This window comes from Amycolatopsis umgeniensis (assembly GCF_014205155.1).
GTDB classification, from domain to species: Bacteria; Actinomycetota; Actinomycetes; order Mycobacteriales; family Pseudonocardiaceae; genus Amycolatopsis; species Amycolatopsis umgeniensis.
Genome location: NZ_JACHMX010000001.1, coordinates 6,443,939 through 6,458,900, shown reverse-complemented (window position 1 = coordinate 6,458,900; position 14,962 = coordinate 6,443,939). Strand labels below are relative to the sequence as shown.

Below are 14,962 nucleotides of genomic sequence, written 5' to 3'. Positions count from 1 at the left end.
GCGCGAACGCGGCGCGGATCACACGCGTTCGAGCACCACCACGGGGATCTCACGGTCGGTCTTCTTCGCGTACTCGTTGTAGTCCGGCCAGACCTTGGCGAGCTTCTCCCACAGCTTCGACCGCTCCTCGCCCTCGAGGGTCCGGGCCCGCGCGGTGAACTTGTCCGCCTTGACCTGGGCTTTGACCTCGGGGTTCGCCTGCAGGTTCTTGTACCAGCCCGGGTCCTCCGGCGCGCCGCCCTTGGAGGCCACGATGACCGGGTTGTTCTCGTCGTCGAACTGGTAGATCAGCGCGAACTTCCGGTCCTCGCCGGTTTTGCGCCCCTTGGTGGTGAGGACGAGACAAGGCGCGCCCTTCTCCCAGTCGTGACCCACCTCGCCGTCGGTCTCTTCGTAGCGACGGACGTGCTCGTCACCGAAAAGCATGTCTGGGTTCCTCTCCTCGTCCTGGCGTGTACCGGCGTCCTGCCAGTCTGACGCGAACCGGTCGGTCGCGCTGATCAACTCGTGCAGGGTGCCGGGTTCGTCGAACGCGTGACCCGAGTCGCCGACCATCACCAGTTCCGCACTCGGCAGCACCTGGCTGAGTTCCCAGGCGGTGATGGCCGGGGTGACCACGTCGTAGCGTCCCTGGACGAGAACGCACGGGATGTCCCGGAGCTTCCCGGCGTCACGCAGCAGCTGGTCTTCGGCCAGCCAGCCGCCGTGCCGGAAATAGTGGTTCTCGATCCGCGCGATCGCGAGGGCGAACGACGGATCGCTGAACGCGTCGATCACTTCCGCCTGCGGGCGCAGTTTGACCGTTTCGCCTTCCCAGCGGCTCCACGCGATCGCGGCGGGTCCGTGCACCGAGGGATCCGGATGGTGCAGGAGTTCGTGATAGACCTCGATCAGGTTCTCCTGGCGGCGCGAAAACGGCACGGGCGCCAGGAAACGCGACCACGCTTCGGGGAAGAGGAACGCCGCTCCCCCGCCGAAGAGCCATTGCAGTTCCTTCACCCGCAACGTGGCCACGCCGCGGAGAACGAGTTCCGTGACCCGCTGGGGATGGGTTTCCGCGTAAGTCAGCCCGAGCACACTCCCCCACGAGCCGCCGAAGACCATCCAGTGTTCGATGTCGAGATGCTCGCGCAACCGCTCGATGTCGGCGACCAGGTGCCACGTCGTGTTGGCCGAAAGATCCGCCTCCGGCGTGGCACAGTTCGGCGTACTGTTCCCGCAGCCGCGCTGGTCGAAAAGAACGATCCGGTACCGCTCGGGATCGAACAGTCTGCGATGTCTCGGGCTCGAACCACCTCCGGGGCCACCGTGCAGGAAGATCACGGGTTTGCCCTCGGGATCGCCGCATTCCTCCCAATAGATCTCATTGCCGTCACCGACAGGCAACATCCCTTGGACGTAAGGTTCGATTTCCGGGTAAAGGCCGAGCATGTCCGACACTATGCCCCAAACGCCAGCTTGGAGGATCGATGAAGGCCCGCCCCCACGTGACGCTGGAAGATGTGGCGCGCACCGCGGACGTGTCGCTCGCGACAGCGTCCCGCGTACTCAACGGCACCGCCACCGTCCGGGGGGATCTCCGCGAACGAGTGATCGCCGCGGCGGCCGAACTCTCGTACACCCCCAACGCTCACGCTCAGGCGTTGGCCGGTGGCTCACAGCCCACCGTCGGGGTGATCTGCCACGACGTCGGCGACCCCTATTTCGCCGCGATCGCCGGCGGGGTCATGCGGGTGGCGAGTGAGAACGACCTCCTGGTGATGCTCGCGAGCACGTTCCGGGATCCGGCCAAGGAGGTCGCCTACGTCTCCACGCTGCGCGCCCAGCGCGCGTCGGCCATCCTGCTGATCGGCTCCGCGTTCGAGGACAAGGCGTGGGAGAAGGCGATGGCCGCCGAACTCGAGCCGTACCGGCGCGGCGGCGGGCACGTCGCCGCGGTCAGCAGGCACCGCGGGCTCAAAGTGGACACCGTCCAGCCCGACAATCGCGGTGGCGGCGCCGAACTGGCGAAGGCCCTGCTGGAGCTGGGGCACCGGCGGTTCGCCGTCCTCGCGGGGCCGAGGAGTCTGACCACCGTCGTCGACCGGCTCGACGGGTTCGCCGCGCAACTGCTGGAGCACGGCGTCGAACTCCACGAGGACGACGTCGCCGAGGCGGCTTTCACCCGTGACGGTGGCTACGAGGCGATGGAGAAGGTGCTCGCCCGGCCGCGGCACCAGTGGCCGACGTGCGTGTTCGCGGTGACCGACGTGATGGCGATCGGCGCGATGACGGCGTTGCGCGACGCGGGCGTCTCCGTCCCCGGCGAGATCTCGATCGCCGGTTTCGACGACATCCCGGTAGTGCGCGATCTCACGCCGTCGCTGAGCACGGTCGCGCTGCCGCTGGAGAAGCTCGGCGAACGGGCCATGGACCTGGCACTCAAGGCCTCGCCCGGCACCCGGCCGCGCGTGGTGCGCATGTCCGGCGAGGTCGTCCTGCGCGACAGCACCGCTTCCCCCGCTCGCTGAAACCCTTGTGCGGGTCCCGAGGCGTGACTTACCGTGGTCCGAGAAAGCGCTTTCTCGCACCCGCGCCACGGAGACCCGATGACCTTGATCGCCCTGCCCACCGCCGACGGCGGACTGGCGGAGTGGACGCCGCAAGGGGCGGAAACGCCCGCGAAACCGGCATCACCGCCGACCTCCCGGATCGCTTACGCGGCCGCCCACGTGGTGGCCGACCCGCTCGCCGTCGCCGATCCCGAAGAAGGCGCGGTGCTGGACTGGGACACGACGCTCGCCTTCCGCGAGCACCTGTGGTCCTGCGGTCTCGGCGTGGCCGAGGCGATGGACACCGCCCAGCGCGGCATGGGCCTGGACTGGGACACCACCAAGGACCTCATCCGGCGCACCGGCGCGCTCGCCGACGGACGGCCGTGGGTCGCCGGGGTCGGCACGGACCAGCTTCCCGGCGGCGACGCGACCGCCGAGTCCATTGTGGACGCCTGGCGTGAGCAGCTGGACCTGGTCGGCGAAGCCGGGGCGATCCCGGTCGTGATGGCCAGCAGGGCGCTGGCCGCGTCGGCGTCCGAGCCCGAGGATTACCATGCCGCGTACGGGAAACTGCTCTCCGGCGCGGACCGTCCGGTCCTGCTGCACTGGCTCGGCGAGCAGTTCGACCCGGCGCTGGCGGGTTACTGGGGGCACGGTGACGTGCGAGAGGCCGCGCGCGAACTCGGCAAGCTCTGCGCGGACCACGCCGGCGTGATCGCCGGGGTCAAGGTCTCGGTACTCGACGCGTCGATCGAGACCGAGTTCCGCCGCGCGCTGCCCGAAGGCGTCGTTTGCTACACCGGCGACGACTTCCACTACCCGGAACTGATCGCCGGGGACGAATACGGGCACAGCGAAGCACTTCTGGGCATCTTCGACGCCGTCGCACAGGTCGCGGGCGCCGCGCTCGCGAGGCTCGACGAAGGAGACAAGGCCGGCTTCCACGGCCTGCTCGATCCGACGGTGGCGCTGAGCCGGGCGATCTTCCGCGCGCCCACCAGGAACTACAAGACCGGCGTCGTCTTCCTCGCCTACCTCAACGGGCACCAGGAGCATTTCCGGATGGTCGCGGGCCGCGAATCGGCCCGGTCCATCACGCATCTGGCCGAACTGCTGCGCCTGGCGGACGCCGCCGGGGCGCTCGCCGACCCGGACCTCGCCGTCGCGAGGATGCGGCCGTTGCTGGCCGCGGCGGGGGTGTCCTGATGGACCGGTTGAGCCTGAACCAGATCACCACCAAGGCGTGGTCGCTGCCGGAGGCCGTGGCGGGCTGCGCCGAGACGGGTGTCCGCTGGATCGGCCTGTGGCGGGACAAGGTCGCCGAGACCGGCGTCGAGGAGACGGCCCGGCTGCTCAAGGAGTACGACGTCGGCGTGTCGTCGTTGTGCCGTGGCGGTTTCTTCACCGGGATCACTCCGGAAGGGACGCCCGTGGACGGTGTCGCGCAGACCAGGGAGGCGATCGACGAGGCCGCCGCGCTGGGTGCGGACGTCCTCGTCCTGGTCGTCGGCGGGGTGAACGGCGACCTGACGTCGTCGCGGCAGCGGGTCGCGGACGCCGTCGGCGAACTGGCGCCCTACGCCGGGGAGCGCGGGGTCCGGCTCGGTCTGGAGCCCTTGCACCCCATGCAGTGCGCCGAACGCTCAGTGCTGTCCACAGTGGACCAGGCACTCGCGATCGCGCTGGAGCATCCGGCGGAGCAGGTCGGCGTGATCGTCGACGAGTTCCACGTGTGGTGGGATCCGCGGATCGAGGAGTCGATCGCCGCGGCGGCCGGGCGGATCGCCGGATTCCACGTATGCGACCAGAAGGTGCCGTTGACCGACACGCTGCTCGGCCGCGCGCTGCCTGGCGACGGCCCGATCGACCACCGTCATCTGAAGGCCTGTGTCGCGGCCGCCGGGTACACCGGGCCGATCGAGGTCGAGGTGTTCGACGCCGACCTCTGGCGCCGTCCCGGTGCCGAAGTCCTCGCGGAGACCATCGAGGCGTACCGGGATCACGTTTCCTGACGAAAGTAAGGGGCGTCCGCTGCCCTTGGACCGCTGTCCGGGCGGCCGTGGTTTCCTACCGTTCGCGGTATGAAACCACGGCTGCTCTGGTGGCTGGGCACAGCGCTGCTCCTGCTCGCCGTCCACACCGACTGGAACGTCCCTCTCGCGGCCTGGGTGTTCCCGGTCTTCCTTCTCCGCTACGCCCGCCTGGTACCCCTCCGGCGCGCGATCCTGTTCGTGGGCCTGTCCCTGCTGATCGGGCAACTGTTCTGGCTCGGGGTCACCGGTTTGGTGTTCGTCCTGTCGGGGTTGCTCGCCTTCGCGCTGCTCGCGGTCCTGCAGACGACGGCGTTCCTCGCCGATCGTCTGCTCGCCGATCGCACCGGACCGCTGAGGACCTTAGTGTTCCCGGCGACGCTGGTAGCGGGTGAGTACCTCTTCACCCTCATCACCGGCTTCGGGGAATTCGGTGCGCTCGGCAGTACCCAGGGCGGAAATCTGCCGCTGCTCCAGACGGCGTCCGTCACCGGCGTGTACGGCCTCACCTTCGTCCTCGCGTGGTTCGCCTCGGTGGCGAACACCGTGTGGGCGGAAGGATGGCCGCGGGTCAAGCGCACGGCGCTCGTCCACGCCTGCGTGCTCGGCCTGGTGTTCATCGCCGGCGGCGCTCGGTTGCTCTTCGGCGCTCCGACCACGGACACGGTCCGGATCGCGGGGATCAGCCCGTCGGCCGCCGCGGACAAGACGAGTTCCGACGCACTGGAGCGGATCAGTGTGAAGTATTGGCGGGCGCAGGAAGTCAACGCGGCCGACCCGGCCGCGGTCAGTGCCGCCTTCGCGCCGGTGACCGAAGATCTCGTGACCAGGACAAGGCAGCAGGCGTCGGCGGGGGCGAAGATCGTCGTCTGGCCGGAAACGCACGCCAGAGTCCTCGAACGCGACCAGGCGGAACTGCTGAAGCGGGTCGGGGCCGAGGCGAAGCAAGCGGGCATACACGTGGGACTCGCGTACGCGCTCTACACCACTCAAGCCCCCTATATCCGGAATCTGGCCGTGCTCGTCGGGCCGGCGGGCGAGGTGCTGTGGACCTACGACAAGACGCATCCGACGCCGATGGAACCGATGACGCCCGGCCCCGGCACCGTGCCCACCGCGGATTCGCCGTACGGACGGCTCGCGACGGTCATCTGCTACGACGCGGATTTTCGCGACCTGATGCGCCAGGCCGCGGACAAGGAGACCGCGCTGATGCTCGTCCCCGCCAACGACTGGCCCGGATTCGGTTCGCTGCACTCGGAGAAAGCCGTGTTCCGCGCGGTGGAAAACGGTTACTCGGTCTTCCGGCACTCCACCCACGGTATTTCCACAGCCGTGGACGAACAGGGCCGGATACTCGGGAAAGCGGACTACTTCCGCACCGATCAGCAGACACTCGTCGCGGATCTGCCGGTACAGCCGAGAACACAGACCGTGTACGGCCGTATCGGTGACGTGTTCGCCTGGCTGTGTCTCGCGCTCGCCGCGCTCTGTCCTTTATGGACATACCGACGGGGACACACAGGGAAACGTTAGCGCCCTGTTACGGACGGGGTGGCGTTCGTAACGTCTTGGCCGAAAAGAACAGTGTTCAACGGTTAAGCTCCCCCGCATGCCGAAATTGCTGGTGGTGGAAGACGACGACGCGATCGGCGGCGTCCTCGAATCGACCCTCCGCCTGCACGGCTATGAGGTTTCCTGGCAACGAGACGGGCGCACCGCGCTCGCGGCCGCGGCGGCCGACGACATCGACTTCGTCCTGCTCGACCTCGGTCTGCCGGATCTGGACGGGGTCGAGGTCTGCCGACGGCTGCGCGCGGCGCTCCCGGGCGCCGTCCTGGTGATCCTGACCGCCCGGCAGGAGGAGATGGACGTCGTCGTCGGCCTGGAAGCCGGTGCCGACGACTACCTCACCAAACCCATCCGCCTCGGCGAACTGCTCGCCAGGGTGCGGGCGCACCTGCGGCGCGGGACGGCACCGCCGGAGAGCAGGCCTGCGATCGCCGTCGGGCATCTGCGGGTGGACACCGCCGGACGCCGGGTCAGTGTCGGCGGCCGGGAGATCCCGTTGCGCGCCAAGGAGTTCGATCTGCTCGCCCGGTTGGCCGAACAGCCGGGCGTCGCGGTCAGCCGGGACACCCTGATGTCCGAGGTGTGGGACGCGCACTGGTACGGCTCCACGAAGACCCTCGACGTCCACATCGCCGCGCTGCGGCGGAAACTGACCGAGTCGGCGCCCACCCCCGAGCAGGCGCCGAGGATTTCGACACTGCGCGGCCACGGGTACCGCCTCGAACAGCCCTTCGAGGGCTAGGCGGTGTCCTAATAGTCCCGAAGGTCGGAGACCTCGTCGCGGGCGGCGAGCTGCGCTATCCGCGCCGACGCCGCCACGCACGAAACGATCACCACCGCGCCCAGCATCCCGAAGTACCCGTGCGGGAAGGCGACCCATTCCGCCGGGGTGAGCAGGACGAACAGCACGCCGAGCAGATGCCCGGCGATCAGTCCCCCGCCGCCGACGATCAGCGCGTCACCCGCGATGAAGGTCGCCACCTGACGGCGTTTCCCGCCGAGGGTACTGACGATCAGCAGGTCGCGGCGGCGTTCGTTGAGCGCCAGCCCGAACGACGGCCCTGCCGCGGCCGCGGCGAGCAGGAGTGACGCCACCCTGTCCACCGTCGCCGCGGTGCAGCCGTCCCTGGTGAGGGCGGACGAGATCGCGAACGCCACCGCCAGCGCGACGAGCGCCACCGACCGCGCCAGCAGCGCGCTCCGCCACGAAATGGACAGCGCGAGCACCCCGGCGAGCCCGGAGACGATCGGTCTGAGCGCCCCGCCGATCGCCCGTTTTCCCTTGCGCAGTCCCAGCTCCACCAGACGCCACAACAGCATCGTGCCGCCCGCCCAGCCGAGCAGCGGCCAGAAGAACGCGAGTGCGAGCAGGATGAAGTCGAGTCCGTAGGACGACCACCAGGGCGGCCCGTCGTCGGCGGGAACGAAATACCACTCGCGCAGGACGGGCGGGAGGACGGCGATGGCCGCGACGATCAGCCCGCCGAGCAGCAGGAGAACGATTTCCCGGACAAGCGACAACCCGGACCCCGGCAGGAAACCGGCGGCCAGCGACAGCACGACACCGACCACGCCACCGGCCAGCCCGGCGGCCGCGGCTTCGGCCGAGGCCAACGCGAGCACCTGTCCGCCTGTCGCGCCCCGGGCGCGCAGCAGATCCTGGTCTCCTCGCAGCGAACGCTCCGACGGGGCGGCCAGCAGCACCACGAGCACCGTCGCGGGCACCCACGGCGGTGCCGGGGCGCCGGTCCAGCCGTGCACCGCGAGCAGTGTGGTCACGATCGCGACCCCGGCCGCGGGCACGCCGAGCCTGGCGGGGCGCACGCGCGCGATCCCGCCGACCCACAACGCCATCGCCGCGATCACCGGTCCCGCACCAGCTTCCCGTCGACCATCGCCCAGCGTTCGCCGAACAGCTCCGCCGGGGCCTTCTCGGCGGTGGCCACCAGCAGCCCGGCGGCCAGCCGGTCCGCCGCCTGCACGAGCCTGCCGAGGAGTCTCTCCGCCGCCGGCTGGTCCAGCCAGCCCGCCGGGTCGTCGGCGAGGATCAGTTTCGGCGCGGGCGCGAGCGCCCTGGCCAGGATGGCCAGCCGGATCTGCTCGCCGGTCAGGTCACGGGGCGCCTTCTTGGCGAAGCCGGTGAGGCCCACCAGTTCCAGCGCGCCGTCGACGGCGTCGCGGACGGCGGTGCCGGTCCGGCCCGCGAGCACCAGCGGCAAGGCGACGTTGAGCCGGACGTCGAGATCGCGCAGCAGGCCGCCGTCCTGCAGGATCAGCCCGATCAGGTCGGGGCCCGGCGGCGACGGCTCGAACGCGGGCCAGTCGATGGTGCCCGCCGTCGGTTTCTTCATCCCGGCGAGCAGGTGCAGCAGCGTGGTCTTCCCGGCACCGGCCCTGCCGGTCACCACCGCGCGGGTCCTCGTGCCGATCACGCAGTTGACGCCGTGCACGGCCACCACCGCGGTCAGCCCGGAGCCATAGGTGTGCGCCAGTTCGTCGGTGCGGACCAGCGGCGCGGTCACGCCACTCTCACGATCCGGTGGGCGCCGGCGGCGATCCCTTGATCACGGGTCGCCACGACGACGGCCGTCCCGCAGGTCGCGACGGCGCACAGCAGGTCCATGAGTTCGAGTGCGGCGAGCCCGTCGAGTTCGCCCGCCGGTTCGTCGGCGAGGACCACGTCGGGCGCTCCGGCCAGCACGACGGCGACTCCGGCCCGCGCGCCTTCCAGCGCCGACAAAGCGCGGGGATAGGCGTCACCCCGCCCGGCCAGGCCGACCAGTTCCAGCAGGTCAGCGGCGGTTGCGGCGGTGTGGCGGCCGACGAGCCGACCCGCGAGCAACACGTTCTGCTCGACGGTGAGATGGTCGAAGAGGTTCCCTCGTCTGAGCAGGACGCCGACGCCGGGAGCACCACCGGAGGTGTCGTAACCGCCGGTGGGCAGCACGGCCACACACTCGCCCGGGACGGCGAACCGGACGAGGGGGACGGATCCGGGCCCCGGGCCTGCCATGACGGCGGCACGTCGGCGCATGGCCCCAAGGTAAAGCGAACGGGGTCAACATCGCCTTGATCTCAGGTCAACGGACGGCAAAATATCGCTTCGGGTGGGTGATCCTCGTCCTCGTCGGCCACACTCTGTCCGTGCGCCGCCGGATCGTCACCCTCACCGTGCTGGCCGCGGTGCTGGCGATCACCCTCTTCGGGGTGCCACTGGCCATCGCGGTCGCCAAATTCCACGAAGGCATGTCCACTCACGACCTCGAACGCGCCGCCGACACCGTCGCCCTCGCGGTGACCGGCGATCTCGCCAACGGCCGGATCCCGGAGATCAAGCCCGGTGACGACGACGAACGCATCCGGGGCATCGAGGTCGCGGTCTACACCCCCACCGGCAGGCTCATGACCGGGGACGGCCCGGCCACGGAGGACGAGTTCGTGCGGAGGGCGCACGACATCGACATGGCGACGGGGACACTCGGCGACGAAGTGGTCCTCGCCGTCCCGGTCCTCAGCGGACCTTCGCTGGTCGGGGTGGTCCGCGCCGCCCATCCACGGTCCGAACTGGACTCCAGGATCCGGCTGACCTGGCTGAAGATGGGCGGGCTCGCCCTCGTCGCGATCGCGGCCAGCTGGCTGATCGGACGCCGGATCGCCACCCGGCTCGCCCGGCCGCTGGAGGAACTGGCCGTCACCGCAGAACGTCTCGGCGAAGGCGACTTCACCGTGCGCACCCGCCGTACCGGGGTCCGTGAGATCGATCAGGTCGCCGAGGCGCTCGACGCCACCTCCGCGAGGATCGGCGAGACGCTGGAACGCGAGCGCACGTTCTCCTCCGACGCCTCCCATCAGCTGCGGACGCCGCTGACCGGGCTGCGCCTGCAACTCGAAGCGGCGCTGGAGAGTCCCGATCGCGACCCCTACGCGACGATCCGCGACGGCATCACGTCGGCCGACAGGCTGGAGCGCACCATCGACGACCTGCTGGCGCTGGCCAAGCAGACCAGGGCCCCGCGCGCGCTGCTCGATCTCGGCAAACTCTTCGAGGAGGTCCGCCAGACCTGGCACGGCCTGCTCGCCGGACGCGGTCGCGCGCTGCGGATCAGCGGCCGCGAGGCCCTGCCGGCGCGGGCTGCGGACGCGGCCGTGCGGCAGGTGCTCGCCGTCCTGCTGGACAACGCGGCGGCGCACGGACGCGGCACGGTCACCGTCGTCGCACGCGACGCCGGGGACGCGCTGGCCATCGACGTGAGCGACGAGGGGGCGATCCCGGACGGGAGCGATCCGTTCGTGACCGAAGAGCGGACCGAGGAGCGGGAAGGCCACGGGATCGGGCTGCGGCTGGCGCGGAGCCTGTCCGAGGCGGAGGGCGGGAGGCTGCGGCTGACGAGCCCGTCGCCGACGACGTTCACGCTGCTCTTGCCCGCCGAACGGCCCGCACCGCGTGAAGAAGGCCCGGGCCTGGCGAGCTAGGGGGGGTTACTCGCCAGGCCGGGCCGGTAGGAGGCAAACGCGCCCCGACAGCGCGCACGGCATGCCACCTGAGAGAAGACGGTAAAGACCGGCGGGCCAACAGACGGTACACGCCGGATTAACTTACACTTTGCTTTCAAATGTCACAGAGAATCCGCGACCGTCCGGCCGGGCTGAATCGATCGTGGGAAGATATGACGTATGACCACGGAGCCGGCGCCGAGATGGCGGAGACTGGAACCGGATGAGCGCAAGGAACAGATCTTCGCCTGCGCGGCGCGTCTTTTCGGGGACCGGCCCTACTCCGAAGTGTCCACATCGGACATCGCGGCCGAGGCCGGGGTGGCCAGGGGTCTGATCAACCATTATTTCGGCACCAAACGCGAGCTCTACCTGGAGATCATCCGGCGGGCGCTGACCGTGCCGCGGCTCGCTGTCGAGATTTTGCCGGAGGGCCCGCTCGAACTGCGCGCCGACGTCGCCATCGACTGGTTCCTGGACATGGTCACCAGTCAGGAGAAGATGTGGCTGGCCGCGATCGCGCCGGAGGGCATCGGGCGCGACCTCGAGGTCGAACGGATCCTCGAAGAGGCCGATCGCGAATCCGCCGACAGGGTGCTCGAAGCCGTCGGCCTTTCCCGCGAGAGCGAACACGGGCAAGAGCTGAACGCGCTGGTCCGCGCATTCGGCGGAATGGTCAAGGCGGCGGGCCGCGAATGGCTCGTCCGCGGTTCGCTCGATCGCACCCAGGTGCACACGCTGCTGAGCAAATCCCTCGTCACGCTGGTCGGTGAAGTGTTCCCCGAGATCCAGCGCAAGTGACATGAGAAGCCCCCGGCACCTCGAGGGGGAGGTGGGTGCCAGGGGCTTCGGGACCGGTGACTGAGCACCGGTATCCCTCCACACTACGCCGATTCACTGTCACGGCTCTGTCAAACTTTCAAGAGCGTTCAACTGGGTGAGCCGGTGCTCGAGCCCGTCGAGGCAGCGCTCGACAGCGTAACCGTAGAGACGTTCGTAGTAACCGGCCGCGAGATCGGGGTCGGCGACCAGCGCCGCGATCGATTCGCCCAGCGCCGCCATGCCCGGCAGGTCTTCGCGGTCGCGGTACGCCGCGTAGCCCTCGGACCGGTCGAGCTGGAGCGCCATCGCGCTCTCGCGGTCGTCCTCCATCGCGACGAACTGGCAGGCGGTGGCGAGCAGCAGGTTGTAGGCGAACGGCGCCTCGGTGCCGAATCCGGCCGCGAGCAGGCGGCCGATACCGGTGTTCATGGTCGGCACGGCGGCCGCGACCGACGGCCCGAACAGGGCCAGCCGTCGCGCCGAACCCGGATAGCGGCGCAGCACGGTCCGCACGGTGGGCAGGAACTCGTCGAACCAGGCCCGCCACGGCAGGGTCTCCTCGGGCAGGGTCAGTTCGCCGACCACCCGGTCCAGTACCGCGACGACGACGGTGTCCCGGTCCCCGACGTGGTGGTAGACCACCGCGGGGTAGGCGTCGACGGCGGCCGCGAGCTGCCGCAACGTCCAGTTCTCCAGACCGGTCTCGGACGACAGTTCGAGCGCGGCGTCGACGATCCGGTCCCTGGTGACCGCCGGCCGTCCGGAAGCCGCGCGGGATCGGGGGCGCGCACCCGCGTCTTCGGAGAAAGTCGGCATGCGGGCTACCGTATCCGCATTCGGCTGGTCGCATGGCGGGGGCTTCCGGCAGGATCGTGCCATGCCCCGCGCGCGTGTGAACGGTCTCGAGCTCGAGTACGACACCTTCGGCTCCCCCGCGGATCCGCCGCTCGTCCTGGTGATGGGGCTCGGCGCCCAGATGGTCACGTGGGAGGTCGGCTTCTGCGAGCTGCTCGCCGAGGGCGGTTTCCACGTCGTCCGGTTCGACAATCGCGACATCGGCCTCTCGTCCTATCTGGACGATCTCCCCACGCCTGACCTCGGCGCTCTCGCCGCGGGTGACCTGACGACGGCGCCGTACCTGCTCTCGGATCTCGCGTCCGACGTCACCGGGCTGTTCGACGCGCTCGGGTTCGGGCGCGCGCACGTCGTCGGCGCGTCGATGGGCGGGATGATCGTGCAGCAGCTCGCGATCGACGCGCCGGAACGGCTGCTCAGCCTCACGTCGATCATGTCGACCACCGGGGATCCCTCGGTCGGGCATCCGGAGCCGGCGGCGCTGGCCGGGCTGACGCGCCCGCCCGCCGCCACCCGTGAGCAGGCGATCGAAGACGGTGTCGCGTGGTTCAAGCTCGTGGGCTCGCCCGGTCATCCCTCCGACGACGAGTTCCTGCGGATGAAAGCCACCCGTAACCACGACAGGGCGAACCATCCGGCGGGCGGATTGCGGCAGGCCGCCGCCGTCGTCGCTTCGGGCGATCGCACGGCGGAACTGCGCGAAGTCCGCGTCCCGACGCTCGTCCTCCACGGCGAGAGCGACCCGCTGATCAACGTCAGCGGCGGGAAGGCGACGGCGGAAGCGATCCCGGACGCCGAACTGGTGCTGTTCCCCGGGACGGGACACGAACTGCCGCGGCAGCTGTGGCCCGCGATCGCCGAAACGATCATCGCGCACGCGCGCAAGGCCTGAGGCATCAGGATTTCGTCAAGAAAAGCGACGACAGCGTAGGGAAACCGTTCACGCGGGCGACACGTCCGGTCACGCGGAGTTGACTGGGCGGATGAGGAATCCCGAGTGCTTCGGTTTCCCGTTCGGTTGTGTCGCCGTCGTCGCCGCCGCGTCGGTCGCCGGACTGCTCGGCTCGGCACGACATCACGAAATTTCCTTGGTGGCCTTGGGTTTCGTCGTCCTCGTCGCCGGTGCCGTGACGAGTATGGTGGCGGCGGCCGGGACGATGCTGATCGCCTGGAGTGTCCACTCGGGATTCACCGCCGGATCGCTGGGCGCGCTCGAATTCACACCCGAAACCGGTGTCGCGGCCGCCGTCTTCTTCGGGGCGACGCTCACCGGAGCGGCGTATCGCGGCCGATGGGTTCAGCGGGCGACGACCATCGCGACCACGGTCGTGAAGGATCCGCCGACGTTCAAGGTCAGCACGTTCCGCACGCCTTCGATCTGAAGCGGTCCCGCGGTTCCCGCGACCTGGCGCGCGGCGTCGTGCACCATCCGCACCCCGGTCGCGCCGACCGGGTGACCGAGTCCGAGCAGCCCGCCGCCGGGATTCACCGGCAGGACACCGTCGCGCGCGATGCCGCCGGACTCGATGAGCCGTCCCGCCGACCCCGGCGGAGCCGCGCCGAGATGTTCCAGCGCCACCAGCGCGGTGATGGTGAAACAGTCGTGCAGTTCGACGACGTCCATCTCCTCGGCGCCGGAGACCTTCGCGCGCTTGTACGCGTCGAGCACCGCTCCGCGCAGATGTGGGAACAGGTACTCGTGACCTTCGGCGCGATCCAGCTTGCCCCGTAAGGACAACTGCGCCGTGCGATGCCCGAATCCGGCCAGGCGCGGAACTTCGGCGAGATCGCGGCCGACCCGTTTCGCCCACTCGGCGGCGAACCCCGGTGAGGCGAGGACGATCGCGGCGGCCCCGTCGGAAATGCGGCCGCAGTCGTTCTTGCGCAGGACGCCTTCCACGACGGGGTTGAGCCCATCGTCCTGGCCGAACGAGCCGTCCGGGAAATTCCAGCCGCGTGCCTGCGCCATCGGGTTGAGCGCGGCGTTCGCGAAAGCGTTGCGGGCGAACAGGCCGAGGTGCGCGGGATCGAGTCCGTACCGCCAGTCGTAGACATCGGCGACGTCGGCGAACAAGGCGGGCCAAGGGAACTCGGCCGCCTGCGCCTCGGCGCCGACCCACGCGGCCGACCCGAGATGGGCGGCCGCCGTCCGCGCGTCGGTGTTGCGCATGATCTCCAGCCCGGTCACCAGCGCGACGTCGTACCGGCCGGATTCGAGGTCGGCGCTCGCGGCGAGCACCGCCGTCCCGCCCGAAGCGCAAGCGGCCTCGTGCCGGGTGCTCGGGACGCCGTCCAGCTCCGGGACGGCCGACACCAGCAGCCCACCGAGCTGGGCCTGGCCGGTGAACAACTCGCCCGCCAGGTTGGCGACGTGGGCGACACCGATCTCGTTCGTCTCGACCTGCGCGTCCACCAGTGCGTCCGGGACCACTTCGGCGAACATCTCGAACAGTCCGCCGCCCTCTTTCGCGAAGTTCCGCGCGAAATCGGTCTGTGCCCCGCCCAGTACGAAGACCGTCATCGGCCGGTTCCACTCTCCAGGTCCTGACCTGGTGCCGTGCCCGAGTCGCCCCACCCCCTGGAAGGGGCGACTCGGACGGCGGCTTTCCGGCCCTTGCGCGCCTGCCCACACCCCTCCGGTGGGCGGACGCGAAG

The 14,962-nt window shown here is 69.9% G+C and carries 15 protein-coding genes and 1 pseudogene; 9 read left to right on the top strand and 7 right to left on the bottom strand.

Annotated features, from left to right (window positions below; all coding sequences use genetic code 11):
- Positions 1–18: 18 nt before the first annotated feature.
- Entirely contained in the window at positions 19–426 is a 408-nt protein-coding gene (locus tag HDA45_RS43270; RefSeq protein WP_425491798.1) for a nitroreductase family deazaflavin-dependent oxidoreductase, read from the bottom strand.
- A 66-nt stretch (positions 427–492) separates the two neighbouring features.
- Positions 493–1,431, bottom strand: a pseudogene (pip, locus tag HDA45_RS30205) (prolyl aminopeptidase); the annotation flags it as partial.
- A gap of 38 nt (positions 1,432–1,469) precedes the next feature.
- On the opposite strand from pip, the gene HDA45_RS30200 reads away from it, so the two are divergent.
- The 5 genes from HDA45_RS30200 to HDA45_RS30180 all read left to right on the top strand — a co-directional run bounded on the left by HDA45_RS30200 (position 1,470) and on the right by HDA45_RS30180 (position 6,878).
- Positions 1,470–2,510: a LacI family DNA-binding transcriptional regulator gene (locus HDA45_RS30200; protein WP_184901013.1), complete on the top strand. Its 1,041-nt coding sequence runs from the start codon at positions 1,470–1,472 to the stop codon at positions 2,508–2,510.
- A gap of 78 nt (positions 2,511–2,588) precedes the next feature.
- Entirely contained in the window at positions 2,589–3,740 is a 1,152-nt protein-coding gene (locus HDA45_RS30195; RefSeq protein WP_184901011.1) for a dihydrodipicolinate synthase family protein, read from the top strand.
- Positions 3,740–4,546, top strand: a complete 807-nt coding sequence (locus tag HDA45_RS30190; RefSeq protein ID WP_184901009.1) for a sugar phosphate isomerase/epimerase family protein — start codon at positions 3,740–3,742, stop codon at positions 4,544–4,546. Before HDA45_RS30195 ends, HDA45_RS30190 begins: the two co-directional genes overlap by 1 nt.
- A gap of 69 nt (positions 4,547–4,615) precedes the next feature.
- Entirely contained in the window at positions 4,616–6,100 is a 1,485-nt protein-coding gene (locus HDA45_RS30185; protein WP_184901007.1) for a nitrilase-related carbon-nitrogen hydrolase, read from the top strand.
- 76 nt (positions 6,101–6,176) lie between these two features.
- Positions 6,177–6,878, top strand: a complete 702-nt coding sequence (locus tag HDA45_RS30180) for a response regulator transcription factor (protein WP_184901005.1) — start codon at positions 6,177–6,179, stop codon at positions 6,876–6,878.
- Positions 6,879–6,886: 8 nt separating this feature from the next.
- Here the strand turns inward: HDA45_RS30180 and HDA45_RS30175 are convergent, their stop codons facing one another.
- From HDA45_RS30175 to HDA45_RS30165, 3 genes are read right to left on the bottom strand one after another with little or no spacing between them, the layout of a single operon-like run.
- Entirely contained in the window at positions 6,887–8,002 is a 1,116-nt protein-coding gene (locus HDA45_RS30175) for an FtsX-like permease family protein (protein ID WP_184901003.1), read from the bottom strand.
- Positions 7,999–8,658, bottom strand: a complete 660-nt coding sequence (locus HDA45_RS30170; protein ID WP_184901001.1) for an ATP-binding cassette domain-containing protein — start codon at positions 8,656–8,658, stop codon at positions 7,999–8,001. Before HDA45_RS30170 ends, HDA45_RS30175 begins: the two co-directional genes overlap by 4 nt.
- A complete protein-coding gene (locus HDA45_RS30165; protein WP_246480833.1) occupies positions 8,655–9,170 on the bottom strand; it encodes a P-loop NTPase family protein in 516 nt (171 codons plus the stop codon). The genes HDA45_RS30170 and HDA45_RS30165 overlap by 4 nt, the downstream gene beginning before the upstream one ends.
- A gap of 77 nt (positions 9,171–9,247) precedes the next feature.
- Between HDA45_RS30165 and HDA45_RS30160 the strand changes: the two genes are divergently transcribed.
- Both HDA45_RS30160 and HDA45_RS30155 read left to right on the top strand, forming a co-directional pair.
- Positions 9,248–10,609, top strand: a complete 1,362-nt coding sequence (locus tag HDA45_RS30160; RefSeq protein WP_184900999.1) for an ATP-binding protein — start codon at positions 9,248–9,250, stop codon at positions 10,607–10,609.
- 201 nt (positions 10,610–10,810) lie between these two features.
- Positions 10,811–11,431, top strand: coding sequence for a TetR/AcrR family transcriptional regulator (locus HDA45_RS30155; protein WP_184900996.1), 621 nt, complete (start codon positions 10,811–10,813; stop codon positions 11,429–11,431).
- A 99-nt stretch (positions 11,432–11,530) separates the two neighbouring features.
- Here HDA45_RS30155 and HDA45_RS30150 read toward each other — a convergent pair whose 3' ends face one another.
- A complete protein-coding gene (locus HDA45_RS30150) occupies positions 11,531–12,268 on the bottom strand; it encodes a TetR/AcrR family transcriptional regulator (RefSeq protein ID WP_184900995.1) in 738 nt (245 codons plus the stop codon).
- Positions 12,269–12,329: 61 nt separating this feature from the next.
- Here HDA45_RS30150 and HDA45_RS30145 point away from each other — a divergent pair, with 61 nt between their 5' ends.
- On the top strand, positions 12,330–13,199 hold the full coding sequence (locus tag HDA45_RS30145) for an alpha/beta fold hydrolase (protein WP_184900993.1): 870 nt from the start codon (positions 12,330–12,332) through the stop codon (positions 13,197–13,199).
- A 91-nt stretch (positions 13,200–13,290) separates the two neighbouring features.
- Positions 13,291–13,689 carry a hypothetical protein gene (locus tag HDA45_RS30140; RefSeq protein WP_184900991.1) on the top strand — a complete coding sequence of 133 codons (399 nt, stop codon included), beginning with the start codon at positions 13,291–13,293 and terminating at the stop codon, positions 13,687–13,689.
- Here HDA45_RS30140 and HDA45_RS30135 read toward each other — a convergent pair.
- Positions 13,605–14,828, bottom strand: a complete 1,224-nt coding sequence (locus HDA45_RS30135; protein WP_184900989.1) for an acetyl-CoA acetyltransferase — start codon at positions 14,826–14,828, stop codon at positions 13,605–13,607. The genes HDA45_RS30140 and HDA45_RS30135 overlap by 85 nt on opposite strands.
- Between the last annotated feature and the right edge of the window lie 134 nt (positions 14,829–14,962).

What these genes read in the sequence shown, in the direction of transcription:
- HDA45_RS30150 (WP_184900995.1), bottom strand. Translation starts at nt 12,268, where the DNA reads ATGCCGACTTTCTCCGAAGACGCGGGTGCGCGCCCCCGATCCCGCGCG.
- HDA45_RS30155 (WP_184900996.1), top strand. Translation starts at nt 10,811, where the DNA reads ATGACCACGGAGCCGGCGCCGAGATGGCGGAGACTGGAACCGGATGAG.
- HDA45_RS30185 (WP_184901007.1), top strand. Translation starts at nt 4,616, where the DNA reads ATGAAACCACGGCTGCTCTGGTGGCTGGGCACAGCGCTGCTCCTGCTC.
- HDA45_RS30200 (WP_184901013.1), top strand. Translation starts at nt 1,470, where the DNA reads ATGAAGGCCCGCCCCCACGTGACGCTGGAAGATGTGGCGCGCACCGCG.
- HDA45_RS43270 (WP_425491798.1), bottom strand. Translation starts at nt 426, where the DNA reads ATGCTTTTCGGTGACGAGCACGTCCGTCGCTACGAAGAGACCGACGGC.
- HDA45_RS30140 (WP_184900991.1), top strand. Translation starts at nt 13,291, where the DNA reads ATGAGGAATCCCGAGTGCTTCGGTTTCCCGTTCGGTTGTGTCGCCGTC.
- HDA45_RS30135 (WP_184900989.1), bottom strand. Translation starts at nt 14,828, where the DNA reads ATGACGGTCTTCGTACTGGGCGGGGCACAGACCGATTTCGCGCGGAAC.
- HDA45_RS30190 (WP_184901009.1), top strand. Translation starts at nt 3,740, where the DNA reads ATGGACCGGTTGAGCCTGAACCAGATCACCACCAAGGCGTGGTCGCTG.
- HDA45_RS30145 (WP_184900993.1), top strand. Translation starts at nt 12,330, where the DNA reads ATGCCCCGCGCGCGTGTGAACGGTCTCGAGCTCGAGTACGACACCTTC.
- HDA45_RS30195 (WP_184901011.1), top strand. Translation starts at nt 2,589, where the DNA reads ATGACCTTGATCGCCCTGCCCACCGCCGACGGCGGACTGGCGGAGTGG.
- HDA45_RS30180 (WP_184901005.1), top strand. Translation starts at nt 6,177, where the DNA reads ATGCCGAAATTGCTGGTGGTGGAAGACGACGACGCGATCGGCGGCGTC.
- HDA45_RS30165 (WP_246480833.1), bottom strand. Translation starts at nt 9,170, where the DNA reads ATGCGCCGACGTGCCGCCGTCATGGCAGGCCCGGGGCCCGGATCCGTC.